Origin of the sequence: Plantibacter sp. VKM Ac-2885 (genome assembly GCF_015351205.1) — a bacterium.
Classification (GTDB): Bacteria; Actinomycetota; Actinomycetes; order Actinomycetales; family Microbacteriaceae; genus Plantibacter; species Plantibacter auratus.
This window is the reverse complement of record NZ_JADKSK010000002.1, coordinates 398,619-416,885: the sequence shown is the minus strand read 5'-3', so window position 1 is coordinate 416,885 and position 18,267 is coordinate 398,619. Positions and strand designations below refer to the sequence as shown.

Genomic DNA, 18,267 nt, shown 5'->3' with positions numbered 1-18,267 from the left:
CCCAAGTCTACGGACGAGCCGCACCCTCCCCTCCCCGAGGGGTCGTTCAAACGGTCATTCGCCGGACAGCTCGTCCCGATTCGCGCGTCGACGACGCAGGACGGCCGCGATGACGACACCTGCGGCACCGAGCACGAAGAGCGCTCCGGCCGCGACGATCCACGGCATCGCGTCCGCACCGGTCGAGGGCAGACGACCCGCGTTGCTCGGAACCGCGGGGTCGCTCGGGTTCGTCGACGGCACGGGGACGACGGCGTCGGGAACGAGGACGAAGGCCGGTACCGAGACGACGGAACCGTCTGCGGCGACGACCACGGTCGCCGTCGTGGCGCCCTCGGCGGTGTAGCCCTCCGGCATCGTCACGGACACCTCGTAGGAACCTGGCGCGAGGCCGCCGAGGTCGTAGGCGCCGTCGGCGTCCGTCGTGACGTCGACCGGGCCTGCCGGGGTCTCGACGGTCACGGTCACGTCCGCGATCGGAGCACCGGCGTCCGTCTCGACCGTTCCGGCGAGGCCGCCGAGGACGGCGTCGGCGACGAGCACGAAGGTGGGCACCGTCTGGACCGCGCCGTCCGTACCGACGACGACGGTGGCGGTCGTGGCGCCACCCGCGGGCACCGAGTACCCGGCCGGGACGGTCAGCGTGACCTCGTAGCTGCCCGGCGCCAGGTCGGCGAGCCCGTAGGAGCCCTCGGCCGTCGTGATCAGGGCGACCGGGCCGCCCGGCGTCGTCACCGTGACCGTCGCTGCGGGCACCGGGGCGTCGCTGTCCGTCCGGACGTCGCCGATGACGGTGCCGAGCCGAGCGAGCTCGAAGTCGATCGCGTCGAGATCGGTGCCGGCGAGCTCCTCCTCCCGGGTGGCCGCTCCGGAGACGACGTACCCCTCCGGGGCGACGATCGAGACCTCGTAGGCACCCGCGGGCAGGAGCGGGAAGCGGTAGGAACCGTCGGCGGCCGTGACGGCGCTCTCGACACCGTTCGGACCGTCGACGCTCACGGTGACGCCGGCCACACCGACACCGCCGGACGTGACCACGCCGCCGAGGCTCGGGTTCGCGACGAGCACGAAGTCCTGCTCGGTGATGGGTGTCTCGCTGCCGACCGGGACCGTGAAGGCGTTCGGCGGGCTCTGCACCGCGTAACCATCGGGCGGCGTGATGACCACCGTGTGGTCGCCGACCGGCACGGTGTCGAAGAGGTAGTTCCCGTCGGTGTCGGTGGTGACGCTGCCCGCGCCGTCGATCGTGACCGTGGCTCCGACGATCGGCACACCGTCCGTGTCGAGCGCGGTGCCGGACACGGCGACGGGCACGATGTCACGGACGGCGAAGTCCGCGACGGCATCGCCGGTCGTGAGGTCGGCGCCGACTCGTGAGGTGGTCTCCGCGATCTTCCCGGCCGGCGGGACGAGCTGCACGGTGTAGCCGTCGGTCGCGAAGTAGCCGGCGAAGGTGTAGGCGCCGCCGCCGGCGGTCGTGGTCGACGCCACCACCCGACCGTCGCGGTCGATGAGGCGGACGCCGACACCGTCCAGCGGGCCAGTGGTCTGGTCGGTCACGGTGCCGGTCACGTCACGTGCGATCGACGCGAACCACGCCTGGTAGACGGGCGCACCCGACCGCTGCCGGAACGAGAAGGTGAGGCTGGAGATCGGGGCGGACGGCTCGAACCACCCCGCTGCACCGGCGGTGTCCTGTGCTGCGTCATTGCCGCGGAGCACCTGCGTCGCCGGATCCCAGGTGGGGACGTCCGTTGCGGAACCGGTGCACGACGGCTTGCCGACCAGTCCGGGAGCGCAGTAGTTGAAGCCTCCGTTGAACCCGAGCTCGTCGGGGGTGAGTGCCACACCGTCGGGGCCGATCGCCGTCACGGTGACCTGGTCGGCGTCGATGTCACCGAGGACGAACGTCCAGCCGGACGGCGGTGTCGGCGTCGCGAAGGAGTAGGTGGTGGTCGAGGGCGACGCCGCGTTGTTCGCCTTCGGGCGGAGGTTCAGGTAGGGCTGATCGCGGCTGCTGCCGTACTTCGCACCGACCGGTGTCGACGCCGCCAGCCAGGTGGAGGCGCCCGAGATGACGCCGACGCCACCGCCACCGACCGAGTCGCTCGTCAACGCCGCGGTGAGGGCGGGTTGCCCAGCAAGGGTCATCGTGCCCTGGTACGACCCCGATGCACCGGAGAACGTGGGCCACGTCGCCCAGCTCGAGGTGGTCGCGGCGGAGGCTGCCGGGACGGCTGCGGTGAGGGCGAGCGCGGAGGCTCCGAGCAGGGCGAGCACAGCGGCCCCGATGCGGCGGGTCATGGGCGTCAGGATAAACGCACAGCTGTCGCCTGCGGAAGCCCGGTGTCCCGTTTCCGAGGGTCAGCCCGAACCGTGCTGGCGACGGCGGCGGTACCGGAGACCCATGGAGCGGACGCGCAGGATCATCCAGCGGGAGGACGGGAGATCGGGCGCACGGGCGACGCGCCCCGGCGGCGATCCGAGGAGGCTGGAACCATCAACCGATCAGCTCCGCACCGTGCGGAGTCAGCTCCGCACACCGCGGAGGAAGGAAACCCACCTCATGTCCGCCTCAGCCACCACCGAGTCCACCACGATCTCGCCCGCCGAGGACGTGACCCTGGCCGACGCCCCGACCGAATCGTTCGGCCCTGCGCCCCTCACCCAGGCGACGCCCGTGCAGGAGGTCGCGCCGACACAGCCGACGACCCCCCTGCCCCTCGCACCCGTGCCTGCTGCGACGGCCGCCGACCGCGAGAGCTCCACCCAGACACTGTCGATCATCGCGTTCGCCCTGTCGATCGCCGCGATCGTCGCGCCGTCGTTCGTGCTCCTGCCGATCGCCTCGCTCGTGCTCGGCATCATCGCGCTCGCCCGCAAGCCGAAGTCGAAGGGCTTCGCCCTCACCGCCGTCATCATCTCCGGCACCATGCTGGCGCTCGCCCTGATCGTCGCCGCCGGCGCAGCCCTGCTGCTCGGGGTGTCGGTGATCAGCAGCGGCTACGCCGGCTGACCCGGTCTCCCACCCGACGCCCGTCCGCTCCTCGAGCGGGCGGGCGTCGTGGCGTGTCCCCCGGACATCCCGATCAGTCATTGATTGTTACACAATCCTGCGGCAGGCTGTCCCCGTGACGCGTTCGCCGACAGAGACCCCGACGACCGGGAGCAGCACTGCCGCGGGGCGCCTCCCGGTCGCCGCAGCGATCCTCGCAGCCGTGTGCTTCGGGACGACGGGGACGGCTCACGCGCTCCTACCGATCGAGGTGGGCTCGGTCGCGTTCGGGGCCGCACGCATCGTTTTCGGTGGAGCGCTCCTCGTCCTCGTGTGGGCGGCGTTCGCCCGCCGCCCAAGGTCCACGCAGCCACCTCGAACCCGCGTGGCGGAACTCGCAAGGCCCGCTCTCATCGCTGCAGTCGTCGTGGGCACGATCGGCGTCACCGCGTACCAGCCGTTCTTCTTCCTCGGCGTGGAGCGCAACGGTGTCGCGATCGGGACCCTCACGGCACTCGGCTCCGCACCCGCGATCACCGGCCTCCTCGAATGGGCGATCCACCGTCGGCGCCCGAGCGGCCGCTGGTTCCTGGCCACGATCGTCGCCGCAGCCGGTGTCGCCGTCCTGTCCGGGGTGACGGGCGGCGGGATCGGGACCGTCTCGGTGGGCGGGTTGCTCGCGTCCGTCGGAGCCGGAGCCTCCTACGCCCTGTACACGCTCTGCAGCAAGGCGCTCATCGAGCACGGATGGACACCGCTCGGCACCATGGCGGCGCTCTTCGGCGCAGCGGCGCTCGTCTCGGTGCCGATCCTCCTCGCCACTGAGACCGCCTGGATCCTCACCGTGCCCGGCGCACTCGCGGTCGCGTGGCTCGCGCTCGTGAACACGGTGGCGGGGTACCTGCTGTTCGGCTACGCGCTCGGCGGACTGCCCGCGTCTCGCGTCGCGACCCTCACGCTCTTCGAACCACTGACGGCGACGCTCCTCGGCATCCTGCTCCTCGGAGAGTCCTTCGGGCCGTCCACCGTCGTCGGTGCCGCGCTGCTCGTGACCGGACTCGCGATCCTCGTCGTACCGAAGCGCATCGACCGTCGCGAGGTCGCCCGATGACCGCGGTCGACGCCGTCGCAGACGCGCTGCGGGAGGACATCCTCGACGGACGGCTCGGCGCGGACGAGCCGTTGCGGGAGACCGCCCTCACCGCCCGGTTCGGCGTCAACCGGCACACCGTCCGAGCGGCGCTCCAGGCGCTCGCGGCGGAGCGCCTGGTCACGTTCGAGGCCTACCGCGGCGCCCGGGTGCGGTCGTTCAGCGATGCGGACGTGCTCGCCCTCATGGAGTACCGGACGGCGATCGAGGCCGAGGCGGTCCGGCTGCTGCGAGCGCGTGCGGAACCGTCGTCGCGCCCACCGGACTCGATCATCGCGGCCAACGACAGTCTCCGACGCATCTGCATCGACCGACCCGGCGATCACCGTGCCATCGAGGTCGCGCACGCCGAGCTGCACCACACGATCGTCGCCGCGGCCGGGAGCCCTCGACTCAGCGAGGCGCACGCTGGACTGCTCGCCGAGCTCGGCCTGTTCATGGTGCAGCTCCGGAGCGTCCTCCCGCCCGAGGAACTCATCGACCAGCACGACCGACTCGTCCACGCGCTCAGCGGCGACCACGGTGAGGCGGAGCTCCGAGCGCACCTCGCGCACTCGGCGGAGCAGCTCATCGCCCTCCGCCGGCCGGCCCCCGGAGGCATCCGGTCCGGTCCCTGCGCCACCCCTTCCGGTCCCTGAGCCACCCCTTCCGGTCCCTGAGCCACCACTTCCGGTCCCTGAGCCATCCCTTCCGGTCCCTGAGCTTGTCGAAGGGCACCTCGACAAGCTCGGTGACCGGATGGCGCTCGGCGACCGGGCGCGGCTCGGCGACCGGGTGCGGCTCGGCGACCGGGTGCGGCTCGACGACAGGACGGGCGATCAGCCTCGCGTCGAGGTGACCGCCTCCGGGCGCGAGCCGGTGGCGTCGGCCGCCGGCCGGACGGCGGGGTGCTCCTCGGACGGGCCCGACCACGGCAGCGTCACGGTGAACGTGGTGCCGGCGGACGACGAGGCGACCTCGATCGACCCTTCGTGGCCCTCGGCGATCGACAGCGCGATCGCCAGCCCGAGGCCCGTGCTGCCGGCGGCACGCGAGCGCGACGAGTCGGCCCGGGCGAATCGGTCGAAGAGTTCGGGGAGGAAGGCCTCGTCGATGCCGGGTCCGTCGTCGGCGATCGTCAGCGAGGCGCGCTGCGGCTCGTCGAGGCTCTTCGGTGCGCTGATGCGGGTGACCACGGAGGTGCCGGCCGGGGTGTGCACGGCGGCGTTCGACAGCAGGTTCACGACGAGCTGGTGGAGACGCTCGCGGTCGCCGCGCACGATGATCGCGCGCTCCGGCACGTCGACCGACCAGTGGTGCGCCGGTGCCGAGACGGCCGCGTCGCTCACGGCGGCGGCGACGAGGTCGCTCAGGTCGACGTCGTCGAGGTGCAGGTCCTGGCCCTCGTCGAGACGCGCCAACAGGAGCAACTCACTGACGAGCGAACTCATCCGGGTAGCCTCCGACTCGATGCGGGCGAGCGCGTGCTCCGTCATGGGCGGGAGGTTCTCGCTGTCCTGGCGGGTGAGCTCGGCGTAGCCCTGGATCGCGGCGAGCGGCGTTCGGAGTTCGTGGCTCGCGTCGGTGACGAACCGGCGCATGCGCTTGTCGGTGGCGGCTCGGACGGCGAGTGCACGGTCGACGTGGTCGATGAGGCCGTTGAGTGCCTCGCCCACCTTGCCGATCTCCGTCCGAGGATCGGTGTCGGCCTGATCGACCCGCACGTCGATCCCGGTGTCGCCGCGCTCGAGCTGCAGCGTGGACACCTCCTCGGCGGCGGCGGCGACGCGGGACAAGGGTCGGAGCCCGAGGCGGACCACGATGATCGCCCCGACGATGGTGACCGCCAGCGCGAGCACGGCGAGGATCGCGATGACGATCGCCTCCTGCTGCACGGCCGCTCGCGGGGTGGCGAGCGAGACGCCGGCCACGAGGGTCTCGCCGTCGCCGTGGTCGAGGAACTCGAGTCGGTACCCGCCGAGCGACCCCAACTCGATGTTCTGTCGCTCGGAGCTGTCGGCCGCGACGGCCTCCTCGATGAGCGCCTTCGTCCGCACGTCGAGCGCCGTCGCGTTGGACTGGGTGAAGCGCGCGGAGTCGACGACCCCTCCGTTCGCAACGAGCGCGATGAGCGTGCCGGGCCCGTGGCCGACGTAGTCCACGAACGGCTTGACGTAGCCGGGCTCACCGCGCGTGGCGTCGGGGTCCACCACGGCTCCCCCGCCGGCCTGCTGATCGTGGAACTTCACCACGGAGTGCTCGAAGGCCTCCATCGACCCGGTGAGCTGGGTGTCGACGACGGCGGTGACCGACCCTTCGACCGTGACGATCGTCAGGATGCCCGACACCGCGAGGACCGCCGCGATGACCGCCGCGATGCCCGTCACCAGCCGTCGCTGGAGCGTCCATGGGTGCCGCCGGTCCGCCCGAGGCGTCGGCACGCCCGCAGTCGGAACCGATACGGTGCTCATTCGACCGGCCGCAGCACGTATCCGACACCGCGGACGGTGTGGATCATCGGCGCCCGGTCGGCGTCGATCTTCTTGCGGAGGTAGGAGACGTAGAGGTCGACGATGCTGGCCTTGCCGGCGAAGTCGTAGTTCCACACGCGGTCGAGGATCTGGGCGCGACTCAGCACGCGCTTCGGGTTGCGCATGAAGTAGCGCAGCAGCTCGAACTCCGTCGTCGTGAGCGCCACCGGCTCGCCGTCGCGGCTGACCTCGTAGCTGCGCTCGTCGAGGAAGAGCCCGCCGATCGTGATGCGGGAGTCGTCGTCGGACACGACGTGCGCGGTGCGGCGGAGGAGACCACGGAGGCGGGCCACGAGCTCCTCGAGCGAGAACGGCTTGGTCATGTAATCGTCGCCGCCGGCGGTGAGTCCCATGATGCGGTCGTCCACCGAATCGCGTGCGGTGAGGAACAGCGTCGGGGTGCCCGATTCCGGCTCCCCCTGCGAGAAGCTGCGGAGCTGGCGCAGGACGCTCAGCCCGTCCATGTCGGGCAGCATGATGTCGAGGACCACGACGTCCGGACGTTCCGTGCGGTAGCGCTGGACGGCCTCGCGACCGTTGGTGGCGACGTCCACGACCCACCCCTCGTAGCCGAGGGCCAGGCTCACGAGGTCGGTCAGGACCGCTTCGTCGTCGACGAGGAGGACGCGGATGGGTGAACCGTCGGCCCGGTACATCCGCGGTAGCTTGGCGAGGACCGCCCGGCGGCGCCCCGAGTCGACGATCTGCGTTGGCAGGTCGGAGGGCATGGGTCGATTATCCGTCGTCGAGCTGCGAGGCGCGGGAGCGACGGGCGATTCATAGAGGCCTCATATCTTTTCAGGCCGAGCCCATGGGCGCGGTGCCTACCGTGGAGGGCATGACCCGAGCAGAACCCCTGGGCACGTCGTTCGCCCCCCGCCGTCGTCGGACGGCCGGAGCGACGGCCGAGCCCGCGGACCGGATCCGGAGCGGCCTCGCCGCCGCGGTCCGTGCTCTGCGTCCCCTGTTCCCGGCAGGTGTCTCACGTCCCCGGTTCCTCCGCGGGCCGCGGATCGAGGTTCCGGTCGACGCGCACCCGATCAGCACCGACCGTCTCGTCCTGCGTCGCCACCGGTTGGAGGACGCCGAGGCCTGGTACCGCATCCAGTCCACGCCCGAGGTCGTCGAGCACCTGCCGTGGCCCGTGCGCGACCGGAAGGCGTCCCGCGAGCACCTGCGTCACCGCGTCCGGCACAGCCGCCTCTGGCAGTCGGGCGACTTCCTCGCCCTGGCCGTCGAGCACGACGGACGGCTCGTCGGAGACGTCTCCCTGCACCTCCGCGACGTCCAGCCCGCCGAGCGCTCGGTCGAGATCGGATGGGTCCTCGACCCCGCCGTCGGCGGACGTGGTCTCGCGAGCGAGGCTTCGGCGGCGATGATCGACCTGGCCTTCCGCGAGGTCGGGGCGAAGACGGTGACGGCCGTCATCGAGCCGGAGAACACCAGGTCCATCGCCCTCGCCGAACGGCTCGGCTTCCTCCGGGCGACCGCGCCGCGCCGATCCTCGAGCATCACCTTCGCGATCACGCCCTCGCTCCTCGCCGCACGTCGTGCCGAACGCGTCGAAGCCACGCCCACGGAGTCCTCCGCCGCGCGTCCCTGATCGCCGGCGTCCCGATCGCCGAACCTGCCGGGGCTGAGTCTCCCCCACTCCAGCCTCGGCAGGTTCAGCCGTCGGGACGCCGGCCACGTGCGTCCCTCGACTCACACGTTCACAACTCAGGTGCTCCCCGGCGCGTCGCCTCCGGCTGCCGCCCGACGGCGCCGACTCGCCCGTGGCGTCCTGAGTTGTGCGCAGCCCAGGGTTCCGGTCGGTTCCAATATCCTATAGGATTATTGCGATGTGCCGGCTCGCGCCGGATCGACGGACTCGATGACGAGGAGATGCAGATGACCAGGCTCTGGAACCGACCGGCCGACTTCGCGGATGAGATGGTTGACGGCTTCGTCCGAGCCAACGGACGCTGGGTACGCAAGGTCTCCGGCGGGGTGTCGCGCTCCACGAAGTCCGCGGAACCGGAGGTCGCCCTCGTGATCGGTGGCGGATCCGGGCACTACCCCGCTTTCGCCGGCCTCGTCGGACCGGGACTCGCCCACGGTGCGGCCATGGGCAACCTCTTCGCCTCACCGTCGGCACACCAGGTGGAGAGCGTCGTCCGCGCGAGCGAACAAGGACAGGGTGTCCTCCTCAGCTACGGCAACTACGCCGGCGACGTGTTGCACTTCACCGCCGCCCAGGACGCCGTGCGCGCCGACGGCATCGACTGTCGCACCGTCACCGTGACCGACGACATCTTCAGCGCCCCGCCCACCGAACTCGAGAAGCGGCGCGGGATCGCGGGCGACCTCACCGTCTTCAAGGTCGCGGGCGGTGCGGCCTCGGGTGGGTACTCCATCGACGACGTCGAGCGCGTGGCGATCCTGGCCAACGCCCGGACCCGTTCGATGGGCGTCGCGTTCTCCGGGTGCACGCTGCCCGGTGCCGACGAACCGTTGTTCTCCGTGCCGGAGGGGCGGATGGCCGTCGGCCTCGGCATCCACGGCGAGCCCGGTATCGACGAGACCGACATCCCCTCCGCGGACGGATTGGCGGAGTTGTTCGTGCACCACCTCCTGAACGAGGCCGAGATCCCGGAGGGCATCACGCCGAACGGCGCACGCGTCGTCCCGATCCTCAACGGCCTCGGCTCCGTGAAGTCGGAGGAACTGTTCGTCGTCTACGACCGCATCGCCTCCCTGCTGGAGGACGCCGGGATCACCCTCGTCGACCCGCAGGTCGGTGAGTTCTGCACGAGCTTCGACATGGCCGGCGTCTCACTCACCCTGCTCTGGGTGGACGAGGAGCTGGAGCGACTGTGGAGTGCTGCTGCGGACACGCCCGCGTTCCGCACGGGCGCCGTCGACTCCGGCGCACTCGAGACCGTCGCCGCCGACGACACCGAGGACGTCGCCTTCGTCGTGCCGGACGCTTCGCCCGAGTCGCAGGAGTCGGCAGCCGTCGTGGCCGACGCGATCTCCGCGATCCAGGAGCTCCTCGCGGAGCACGCGGACGAGCTGGGACGCCTCGACGCCATCGTCGGCGACGGCGACCACGGCATCGGCATGGACCGCGGGGCGACCGCTGCCGCCGCCGAGGCCGAGCGCCTGCGTGAGGCCGGTGCCGGCGTCGCGACGCTGCTCGACCGCTCGGGCGACGCCTGGTCCGACCGCGCCGGTGGCACCTCGGGCGCTCTGTGGGGCGTCATGCTCCGCACCCTCGGCGAGCGCCTCGGCGACGCCGAGCGCCCGACCGCCACCGCCGTGAGCGAGGGTGTGACCGCAGCGAAGGACGCCGTCATGCGCTACGGCAAGGCCTCCGTCGGCGACAAGACGCTCGTCGACGCCCTCGTCCCGTTCGCCGACACGCTCGCAGAACGCGTCACCGCCGGCGACGACCTCTCCACCGCCTGGACGACGGCGGCGGCAGCGGCAACCACCGCGGCACACGACACGGCCGGTCTCATGCCCGGCATGGGCCGAGCCCGCTCGCACGGCTCGAAGGCCGTCGGCGTCGAGGACCCCGGAGCCGTCTCCCTCGCCCTCATCGTCGAGCGTGTCGGCACCCTGCTCGCCGAGCGCTGAACGCCCGATCCACCGACAGACACCCCGGTCCCTGAAGCGACACCCCGGTCCCTGAAGCGACACCCCGGTCCCTGAAGCGACACCCCGGTCCCTGAGCTTGTCGAAGGGCCAACCACGAAAGGCACACCATGACCCGCACCTGGCGAATCGTCATCGGCTCCGATGACGCCGGCTACGACTACAAGGAGATCCTCAAGCGTGACCTCGAGGCGAGCGACCTGGTCGCCTCCGTGGTCGACGTCGGGGTCGACGCCGACGGCCACACCAACTACCCGACGGTCGCGGTGACTGCGGCCGAGATCGTCGCCCGCGGCGAGGCCGACCGAGCGCTGCTCATCTGCGGCACGGGCCTCGGCGTCGCGATCGCGGCGAACAAGGTCCAGGGCATCCGAGCCGTCACCGCGCACGACGGCTTCTCCGTCGAACGCGGAGTGCTCTCGAACGACGCCCAGGTGCTGTGCATGGGCCAGCGCGTCGTCGGCATCGAACTCGCCCGCCGCAACGTGCGTGAGTGGCTCACCTACGAGTTCGACGCCTCGAGCGCGTCGAACGACAAGGTGCAGGAGATCAGCGCATACGAAGCGTCCTGATGTCAGGACGTCCCAGACTCGTCGGCGTGAGCCTGAAGATGTACTTCGGGCACGCGCAGACGCTCGACTGGTGCTCGGTCGTCGCGGGGGTGTCGGCCGAGCACCACGCACTCCGATCCGGCGCTGCGGAGCTGTTCGTCATCCCCGGATACCTCTCGGTGACCGGCGCGGTCGAGCGACTCCGCGGCGTCGCAGCCGTGGGGGCTCAAGACCTCGCGACCGAGGACACCGGGGCGTTCACCGGCGAGGTGAGCGGCGCAGAGCTCCGCGAGGTCGGCTGCGAGGTCGTCGAGGTCGGGCACGCGGAGCGGCGCCGACTGTTCGGCGAGACCCCCGACGTCGTCCGCGCGAAGACGACCGCCGCGCTCCGCAACGGGCTCGCGCCGGTGCTGTGCATCGGCGAGGCCGAGCACGGAGACGCCGAGGTGGCGGCCGCGGAGTGCGTCGCGCAGCTTGACGACGCCCTGGCAGGGGCGGTCGCCGCCGGGATCGCGGGCCGCGTCATCGTCGCCTACGAACCACACTGGGCCATCGGCGCCACCGAGGCCGCGAGTCCAGCGCACATCCGCACGGTGTGCCTCCGGCTGCGCGGCCACCTCGACGCGCTCGCCACGAGGGGTCTGGTCGACACCTCCTCGGCCGTCATCTACGGCGGGAGCGCCGGACCCGGCCTGCTCACGACGATCGGCGACGCGGTCGACGGGGTCTTCCTCGGCCGCTTCGCCCACGATCCGGCAGCCCTCTCACTGGTGCTGGACGAGGTGGCCGGCCTCGACCGCACGGGCTCCGACCTGCCGCGATGACGCCTGGAGGCCCCGTAAACTGGTCCTCGACGATCATCGCGGCCGCTCGACCGGAGGTTCCCCTCCGTGACGACGCCTCGAGCACACCCTTCGGAGGCTGCCGTGGTTGATGCCGTCTTCCCGCTCGGCGCCTCTTCCTCGCTCGAGCGCCGCGGTCTGCGCGACCGCGTCTACGAGTTGGTGCTCGACATGCTCTTGAGCTCCGGCATCGAACCAGGTGCCCGCCTGTCGATCGACGCCATCGCCCGCGACCTCGACGTCTCGCCGACGCCGGTCCGCGAGGCACTCGTCCAGCTGGAGCGCACCGGGCTCGTCACCCGGGTCACCCACAAGGGCTACCGGGTCGCACCGCCGCTCGCCGACGACCAGCTCGAGTCACTGTTCGACGCCCGCATCGTGCTCGAGAGCGGCGCCACTGCGCTGGCCGCCGCCCACGCCGACGAGCTCGTCCCGGCCCTCGAGGTGGCGCTGGCGCAGCACGTCGAGATGACCGCCAGGGTGCGCGCCGCGGCGTCGTCCGGCGATATCCCCGTCGCACTCCTCCGCGAGTACTTCGCGGTGGACTGGAACTTCCACCACCTCATCTTCGAGGGCACCCGCAACCCGTTCCTCCTCGACATGTCCGAGGGCATCTCCACCCGCGTGCACCGCATGCGCCAGACGGTCGAGACGGGCGTCACCGACGCCGACCAGGCGGTCGTCGAGCACCGCGCCATCCTCGACGCGTTCTCCGACGGCCCCGAGGCCGCCGCGGCGGCCATGCGCTCGCACATCGAGCTCGTGCGCACCCGCGCCCGCAGCGACGCCGAGCACTGAGCCGCCCTACCTCCGGTTCCTGAGCCTGTCGAAGGGCGCAGAACGGGGCCGACCGCCTGAGCGATCGACCCCGTCCGGGTGTTGCGTCGTGACTAGTGCGCCGTGCGGTTCGCCGTCGTCTCGAGCAGCTCGTCCGCCTTCGCCCCACGGAAGAACCGGGTGCAGTAGAGCATCGCGGCCGCAAGGAAGGCGAACACCCCGAGCGAGACCACGCCCCACACGCCGCTGTCGGTCGGCACGCTCTCGTTGATCCCGGTGCGCATGATCGGGGCGACGAAGCCGCCGAGGTTACCGAGCGAGTTGATGAGGCCGATGCCCGCCGCTGCAGCCGTGCCGGTGAGGAACGCCGTCGGGTAGGCCCACGTGATCGGCCCGACCGAGAGGAAGCTCGCCACCGCGATGGTGATGAACAGGATGCCGAGGATCGGCTGGTTGTTCGCGCCTGCCCAAGCGGAGGCCAGGATGAAGACGCCGGTGGAGATGTAGAACATCGTTCCCCAGGTGCGACGACGGACGACCGTGTTCGCGTTCCGGCCCACGTAGTAGCAGGCGAACAGACCCACGAGCCACGGGATGGCCGCCACGAGACCGACCTGCCAGCCGACGTCCTGGCCGATGAGGTTCGCCACCTGCTGCGGGAGGTAGAACGTCGTGCCGTACACCGCGATCTGCAGGCAGAAGTAGATGATGGTGAAGTACCACACCTTCCAACTCGTCATCGCCTTCGCGATACCGGTCGGGCCGTCCGACTGCCGCACGGTGTCCTCGCGTTCCATCGCGGCCGTCAACGAGTCCTTCTCCTGTTGATCCAGCCACTTCGCCTGTTGTGGCGAGTTGGTGAGGAAGTAGAGCGCTGCGAAGCCGGCAAGGACCGCGAGCATGCCCTCGGCGAAGAACATCACCTGCCAGCCGTGCCACGGGGTCAGGGCGTCGCCGAAGCTGATGAGGCCACCACTCAGCGGGGCGCCGAGCATCTGCGAGAACGGCTGCGCCAGGTAGAAGATCGAGAACATCTGGACGCGGACCTTGTTCGGGAACCACTCCGACAGGAACATGATGACGCCGGGGAAGAGCCCGGCCTCGGTCACGCCGAGCAGGAACCGCAGGACGATGAACATCGTGTCGTTCGTCGTGAAGGCGAACAGGGCGGCGACGATGCCCCAGGTCACCGCGATGCGGGCGAGCCAGAACCGGGCGCCGAACTTCTTCAGCAGCAGGTTGCTCGGGATCTCGAAGATCGCGTAGCCGATGAAGAAGATGCCGGCCCCGAGGGCGAAGGCACCGTTCGAGATGCCGCGGTCGACGCTGAGCGCCTCCTCGGCGAAGCCGACGTTCGTGCGGTCCAGGAACGCGACGAAGTACAGGATGACGAGCATCGGCATGAGGTGCTTCGACGCCTTGCGGATCGCCGACTTCAGCGCCGGATCGTTGGTCGATCCGATCGCCGGCGGATTGGGTGTGGACAAGACACTCTCCTTTGAGATGACTGGTGCGGGTGGGTGCTGCTGGCGCTACTGCTGCTGCTGCTGCTGCTGCTGGTCAGGAGACCATCGAGGGGACGATCATCCAGAGGCCGATGCCGACGAAGACGACGCCGAGACCGAGGAAGATCAACCGGGATTTGGTCCACTGACCGGTGAGGTGCTGCATGGTGCTGCTCCGTTCGCTCGTGGTGCGTGTGGTGGATCAGTGCATGTAGAGGCCGCCGTCGACGTTCAGCGTCTGACCGGTGACGAAGCCGGCGTCCTCACTGACGAGGTAGGCGATGGCGGCGGCGATGTCGCGTGGGGTGCCGATGCGCGGCAGGACGCCGTCGACGGCCATGGCCGTCTTGCGCTCCTCGGTGAGGGTGCCGCCCATGATGTCGGTGTCGATGGGTCCGGGCGAGATGGCGTTGACCGTGATGCCGTCGTGGCCGAGCTCGCGGGCGACGCTGCGGGTGAAGCCGATCACGCCGGCCTTCGCCGCCGAGTAGGCCGTCTTGCTGAAGGTGCCGCCGCCACGCTGGGCGGAGACGGACGACAGGCTGACGACGCGACCGACGCCGTTCGACACCATCGACTCGACCGCACGGCGGGTCGTGTAGTGGACGCCGTTGAGGTTGATGTCGATGACGCGCTTCCACTCGTCGGCACTCACCTCGAGGTAGGGCACGGGTGAGGCGACACCCGCGAGGTTCACGAGGGCGACGAGCTGTGGGAGGGCGGCTTCGAGCGCGTCGAACGCGGCACGCACCTGCGCCTCGTCGGCGACGTTCGCGCCGGCGCCGGCCGCCTGCACCCCGTGCTGCTCCGCGATCTCGGCGGCGACCGCCTGCGCCGCAGCCTCGTCGAGGTCGATGATCCCGATGTTCCAGCCGAGTTCGGCGAGGTGGTGGGCGGAGGCACGACCGATGCCGCGCGGGGAGGCTGCGCCGGTGAGGACGACGGTCTTGGATTCGGGGAAGCTGGTGGCGGTCATGGCCGGCCTTTCTGCGTGGGAGTGGTGAAGTCGGTGTCCGATCGAGCCGGACGGTGCGCTCGGTCGGCGCCGCGCTCAGTTGATGGGTGCGGGGCCGAGCTCGTCCATGAGCTGCTTGATCGCGACGTAGGCCTTGTTGCGGTAGGCGATCAGCTCGGGCGTGCGGTCGGCCGGGACGTCGAGGTAGCCGGCACCCGACTTGGTGCCGAACTTGCCGGCGTCGACGAGCTCCTTGAGGGAGTCCGGCGTGGCGAACCGCTCGGGCCACCGGGTCTGGAGCGAGGCGTAGCAGAACGAGTACACGTCGAGTCCGGCCATGTCGGCGATCGCGAACGGACCGAAGACGGGGAGCCGGAAGCCGAAGGTGGTGCGGACGATCGTGTCGATGTCCTCGGGCGTCGCGACGCCCTCCTCGACGAGCTGCGTCGCCTCGTGGAACAGCGCGTACTGCAGGCGGTTGAGCACGAAGCCCGTGGCGTCCTTGACGCGGGCGGTCTCCTTGCCGGTCGCCGCGACGATCTCCTCGACGGTGGCGATCGCCGCATCGGCGGTGGTCTCGTGCGGGATGAGTTCGACACCGGGGATGAACGGGGCCGGGTTCGAGAAGTGGACGCCGAGGAACCGCTCCGGGTTCGTGACGGCCTCGGCGAGCGAACCGATGAGGATGGTCGAGGTGTTCGAGCCGATGATGGCGTCGGGCGAGGCTGCGGCGCTGATGCGACGGAGGGTCTCGTGCTTGATCTCGATCTTCTCGGGGACGGCCTCCTCGATGAAGTCGGCTCCGGTGACGGCCTCCTCGATGGACGCGGCGGGCGAGACGTTGGCGCGGATCCGCTCCACGGCGTCGGCGGGGAAGAGTCCGTCGGCGACGAACTGCTCGGCCTCGGCGATGAGGCGGTCGTAGTTCTTGCGCGCGATCTCCTCGGAGATGTCGGCGATGCGGACGGTGGCGCCGGACAGCGCGAGCACCTGGGCGATGCCGCCGCCCATGTACCCCGATCCGACGACGGCGATGGTGTGTGTGGTCATGATGAAGCTCTCCTGTGGTCGTCTGGATCAGGCCTGCGGCAGCAGGGTCCTGATGTACTTCTGGTTGGTGGAGCACATGCCGAGGCTGTCGCCGCCGTAGTGCTCGGCCAGGATGATGCCGTTGAAGCCGAGCTCGACGGCGTCGCGGAAGACCTGGCGGTAGTTGATGAGCCCGGCCTCCATGGTGGAGGGCACGGACGTCGCCCAGCTGCCGTCGGCCGCCTCGTCGCGGGTGTAGTTCTTCACGTGCATGTAGTTGGCGTAGGGCAGGGTCTTGGCGAACAGCTCGCGCCAGTCCTCCACCGGGCGGTGCAGGCGGATGAGGTTCGCGACGTCGGGGTTCAGGCCGACGTTGTCGAGCCCGACCTCCTCCACGAACCGGACCGCGCTGTCAGCCGTGCCGAGGTAGGTGTCCTCGTAGAGCTCGAGTGCGAGCGGCAGGCCCACGTCGGCCGCGTGCTTGCCGAGCTCGCGGATGCGGCTGACGGCGGCGTTCCAGACCTCGGGGTCGTCGGGGTCCTTCGGGCCCTGCGCGGTCCAGAACCACAGCGCCTTGCGCTGTGCGTCGTTGAAGGGCTGGTGCAGGCCGGTGGAGAAGACCTGCATCCCCCACTCGGCGGCGGCGTCGATCGTGCGGTGCGCGTACTCGAGGTTGCGCTCCTCGTGGCCCGGCATGATCACGCTCTGGCGCTGCAGGTGGACGGACGGGACGCCGACGCCGTGCGACTTCGCGATGGCGAGGAACTCGTCGCGACGGGACGGTTCGAGGTCGGCGGGTCGGACGTGGCTGTCGGGCAGTTCTGCGAGCGTGAACCCGACGCCGGCGACCTGCGCGAAGAGGTCGTCCCAGGCTTCGGGCTCCGCGTCGTGCAGGGACACGCCGTTGCGATCGACGGGTGGGATGCCGTGCAGGCAGGTGGCGATGGGCCAGGTGTCGGCGGTCCATCGGGGGGTCGACGCGGTCGCGGTCGTATCCGTCATGATGCTCCATTGCGCTCAAGGACTGCTCGGGGCTGGTGCTCCCGGTCAAAAAGATCCTATAGGAAATAGTAAAGCGTTTCCACGAATGCGCAAGGGCACTTCGACAGGCTCAGTGACCGGCGGAGGGGAAGCTCAGTGACCGGCGGAGGGGAAGCTCAGTGACCGGCAGCACCGAGCACTGCCGGTCACCGAGCCTGTCGAGGTGCGACGACGGGGCTCAGCCGCCGAGGATGTCCCAGTCCTCGTCGTCCGCGTCGGCGATGCCGCCCGCGATGAAGGCCTCGCCGGCCTCGGTGGCGCGATCGCGCACGCCGACCAGCAGTTCCTCGAGCGACCCGGCCGAGAGGAATCGCATCTGGTCGATCTCGCTCACCGGAGCGATGCCCGCGAGCTGCCACGACGACTCCAGCGGGTCGTCGGCGAGCTCCACGACCGAGGCCCACTGCTGCTCGCTGAACTCGCTGGCCACGGCGAGCGAGCGCCGCACCGCCGCCTCGGTCTCGTCCCGCAGCTGCTCCCAGCGCTCGTCCCACTCCAGGTCGTCGAGCGTGCGGATCTCGGCGCGCGGGTACGGGTCGTCGGGCAGCCAGTCGGTCACCTCGAAGCGCTGCCCACCCTCGGCGATCACCGCGACGAAGCCCTCGCCGCCGTCGACCTCGACGATCTCGGCCACGGTCCCGGTGCGGAACCGGTGTTCACCGCCGCCCGTCTCGCGCCCGCGCTCGATGAGCACCACCCCGAACGCCGGGTCCTCCGCCTCGAGCAGGTGGGCGAGCATGGTGAGGTAGCGCTCCTCGAAGAGCCGCAGGGCGAGGGGCATGTGCGGGAACAGCACGGAGCCGAGCGGGAACATCGGCAGTTCGAGGACCGGGAGGCCGGATGCCCACGGCTCGGCGCTGGAGGAGTCGGTCATGTCAGTCCCCCTCCGCCTCGCAGGCCCGACCGGGTGTCGCCCGGCCGATGGTCCACCCGGATCGTGCTGCGATCATAGCCGCCGGACACCGGAGGCCACTCAGGCGGCGAGGACGGCACGCAGCGCCTGATCGAACCGGATCGCACGATCGACCTCGACCGCCGTCTCGTAGTCGGTCCCGCGCAGGGCGACGTGCAGCGGCCAGTCCACGTCGATGAACCCGACGCGGCTGTCGCCGACGAAGACGCCGAAGCGGTCGGCCGTGAGCTGCTCCACCCAGGCGCGGCGGAGTTCGGACGTCTCGCTGCCGGTGGAGCCCATGGAACGACCTCTCTCGGCAGGTGCAGCGACCGGGTCCGGACAACCCCTCGAAGTGTCTCGATTGTCTAGCTATCTCCG

Annotated in this window: 17 protein-coding genes; 8 read left to right on the top strand and 9 right to left on the bottom strand. The window is 70.5% G+C overall.

Annotated features, from left to right (window positions below; all coding sequences use genetic code 11):
• Window positions 1–54: 54 nt before the first annotated feature.
• Window positions 55–2,304: a carboxypeptidase regulatory-like domain-containing protein gene (locus ITJ66_RS14520; RefSeq protein WP_194645082.1), complete on the bottom strand. Its 2,250-nt coding sequence runs from the start codon at window positions 2,302–2,304 to the stop codon at window positions 55–57.
• 262 nt (window positions 2,305–2,566) lie between these two features.
• Between ITJ66_RS14520 and ITJ66_RS14515 the strand changes: the two genes are divergently transcribed.
• The 3 genes from ITJ66_RS14515 (at window position 2,567) to ITJ66_RS14505 (ending at window position 4,783) form a co-directional block, all read left to right on the top strand.
• Entirely contained in the window at window positions 2,567–3,016 is a 450-nt protein-coding gene (locus tag ITJ66_RS14515; protein WP_191941840.1) for a stage II sporulation protein M, read from the top strand.
• 115 nt (window positions 3,017–3,131) lie between these two features.
• Window positions 3,132–4,106, top strand: coding sequence for an EamA family transporter (locus ITJ66_RS14510; protein ID WP_194645081.1), 975 nt, complete (start codon window positions 3,132–3,134; stop codon window positions 4,104–4,106).
• On the top strand, window positions 4,103–4,783 hold the full coding sequence (locus ITJ66_RS14505; RefSeq protein ID WP_194645080.1) for a GntR family transcriptional regulator: 681 nt from the start codon (window positions 4,103–4,105) through the stop codon (window positions 4,781–4,783). Before ITJ66_RS14510 ends, ITJ66_RS14505 begins: the two co-directional genes overlap by 4 nt.
• A 180-nt stretch (window positions 4,784–4,963) precedes the next feature.
• Here the strand turns inward: ITJ66_RS14505 and ITJ66_RS14500 are convergent, their stop codons facing one another.
• Both ITJ66_RS14500 and ITJ66_RS14495 read right to left on the bottom strand, forming a co-directional pair.
• Complete coding sequence (locus ITJ66_RS14500) at window positions 4,964–6,511, bottom strand: cell wall metabolism sensor histidine kinase WalK (RefSeq protein ID WP_205125878.1); 1,548 nt, start codon at window positions 6,509–6,511, stop codon at window positions 4,964–4,966.
• 80 nt (window positions 6,512–6,591) lie between these two features.
• On the bottom strand, window positions 6,592–7,383 hold the full coding sequence (locus ITJ66_RS14495) for a response regulator transcription factor (RefSeq protein ID WP_064295688.1): 792 nt from the start codon (window positions 7,381–7,383) through the stop codon (window positions 6,592–6,594).
• A 110-nt stretch (window positions 7,384–7,493) separates the two neighbouring features.
• Here ITJ66_RS14495 and ITJ66_RS14490 point away from each other — a divergent pair, with 110 nt between their 5' ends.
• From ITJ66_RS14490 to ITJ66_RS14470, 5 genes are all read left to right on the top strand, one after another.
• On the top strand, window positions 7,494–8,258 hold the full coding sequence (locus ITJ66_RS14490) for a GNAT family N-acetyltransferase (protein WP_194645078.1): 765 nt from the start codon (window positions 7,494–7,496) through the stop codon (window positions 8,256–8,258).
• A gap of 287 nt (window positions 8,259–8,545) precedes the next feature.
• Window positions 8,546–10,276, top strand: a complete 1,731-nt coding sequence (locus ITJ66_RS14485; protein ID WP_194645077.1) for a dihydroxyacetone kinase family protein — start codon at window positions 8,546–8,548, stop codon at window positions 10,274–10,276.
• A 128-nt stretch (window positions 10,277–10,404) separates the two neighbouring features.
• The gene (locus ITJ66_RS14480; RefSeq protein WP_071258616.1) at window positions 10,405–10,866 is read left to right on the top strand and encodes a ribose-5-phosphate isomerase; all 462 of its coding nucleotides are present in this window, start codon (window positions 10,405–10,407) and stop codon (window positions 10,864–10,866) included.
• Between the two features lie 26 nt (window positions 10,867–10,892).
• Window positions 10,893–11,669 carry a triose-phosphate isomerase gene (locus ITJ66_RS14475; protein ID WP_370582668.1) on the top strand — a complete coding sequence of 259 codons (777 nt, stop codon included), beginning with the start codon at window positions 10,893–10,895 and terminating at the stop codon, window positions 11,667–11,669.
• 102 nt (window positions 11,670–11,771) lie between these two features.
• Window positions 11,772–12,485, top strand: coding sequence for a GntR family transcriptional regulator (locus ITJ66_RS14470; protein ID WP_229939936.1), 714 nt, complete (start codon window positions 11,772–11,774; stop codon window positions 12,483–12,485).
• Between the two features lie 92 nt (window positions 12,486–12,577).
• On the opposite strand, the gene ITJ66_RS14465 is transcribed toward ITJ66_RS14470, so the two are convergent.
• The 6 genes from ITJ66_RS14465 to ITJ66_RS14440 all read right to left on the bottom strand — a co-directional run bounded on the left by ITJ66_RS14465 (window position 12,578) and on the right by ITJ66_RS14440 (window position 18,189).
• On the bottom strand, window positions 12,578–13,951 hold the full coding sequence (locus tag ITJ66_RS14465) for an MFS transporter (RefSeq protein ID WP_228501934.1): 1,374 nt from the start codon (window positions 13,949–13,951) through the stop codon (window positions 12,578–12,580).
• Window positions 13,952–14,171: 220 nt separating this feature from the next.
• Window positions 14,172–14,945 (bottom strand): SDR family NAD(P)-dependent oxidoreductase, encoded by a 774-nt coding sequence (locus ITJ66_RS14460; protein WP_194645075.1) that lies wholly within the window; start codon window positions 14,943–14,945, stop codon window positions 14,172–14,174.
• A 75-nt stretch (window positions 14,946–15,020) separates the two neighbouring features.
• On the bottom strand, window positions 15,021–15,974 hold the full coding sequence (locus ITJ66_RS14455; protein WP_079706602.1) for a 3-hydroxyacyl-CoA dehydrogenase family protein: 954 nt from the start codon (window positions 15,972–15,974) through the stop codon (window positions 15,021–15,023).
• Between the two features lie 27 nt (window positions 15,975–16,001).
• A complete protein-coding gene (locus tag ITJ66_RS14450; protein WP_064295680.1) occupies window positions 16,002–16,955 on the bottom strand; it encodes a sugar phosphate isomerase/epimerase in 954 nt (317 codons plus the stop codon).
• A gap of 217 nt (window positions 16,956–17,172) precedes the next feature.
• Window positions 17,173–17,868 (bottom strand): LON peptidase substrate-binding domain-containing protein, encoded by a 696-nt coding sequence (locus ITJ66_RS14445; RefSeq protein ID WP_228501933.1) that lies wholly within the window; start codon window positions 17,866–17,868, stop codon window positions 17,173–17,175.
• Window positions 17,869–17,967: 99 nt separating this feature from the next.
• Window positions 17,968–18,189, bottom strand: a complete 222-nt coding sequence (locus ITJ66_RS14440) for a hypothetical protein (protein WP_191941847.1) — start codon at window positions 18,187–18,189, stop codon at window positions 17,968–17,970.
• Window positions 18,190–18,267: the final 78 nt, after the last annotated feature.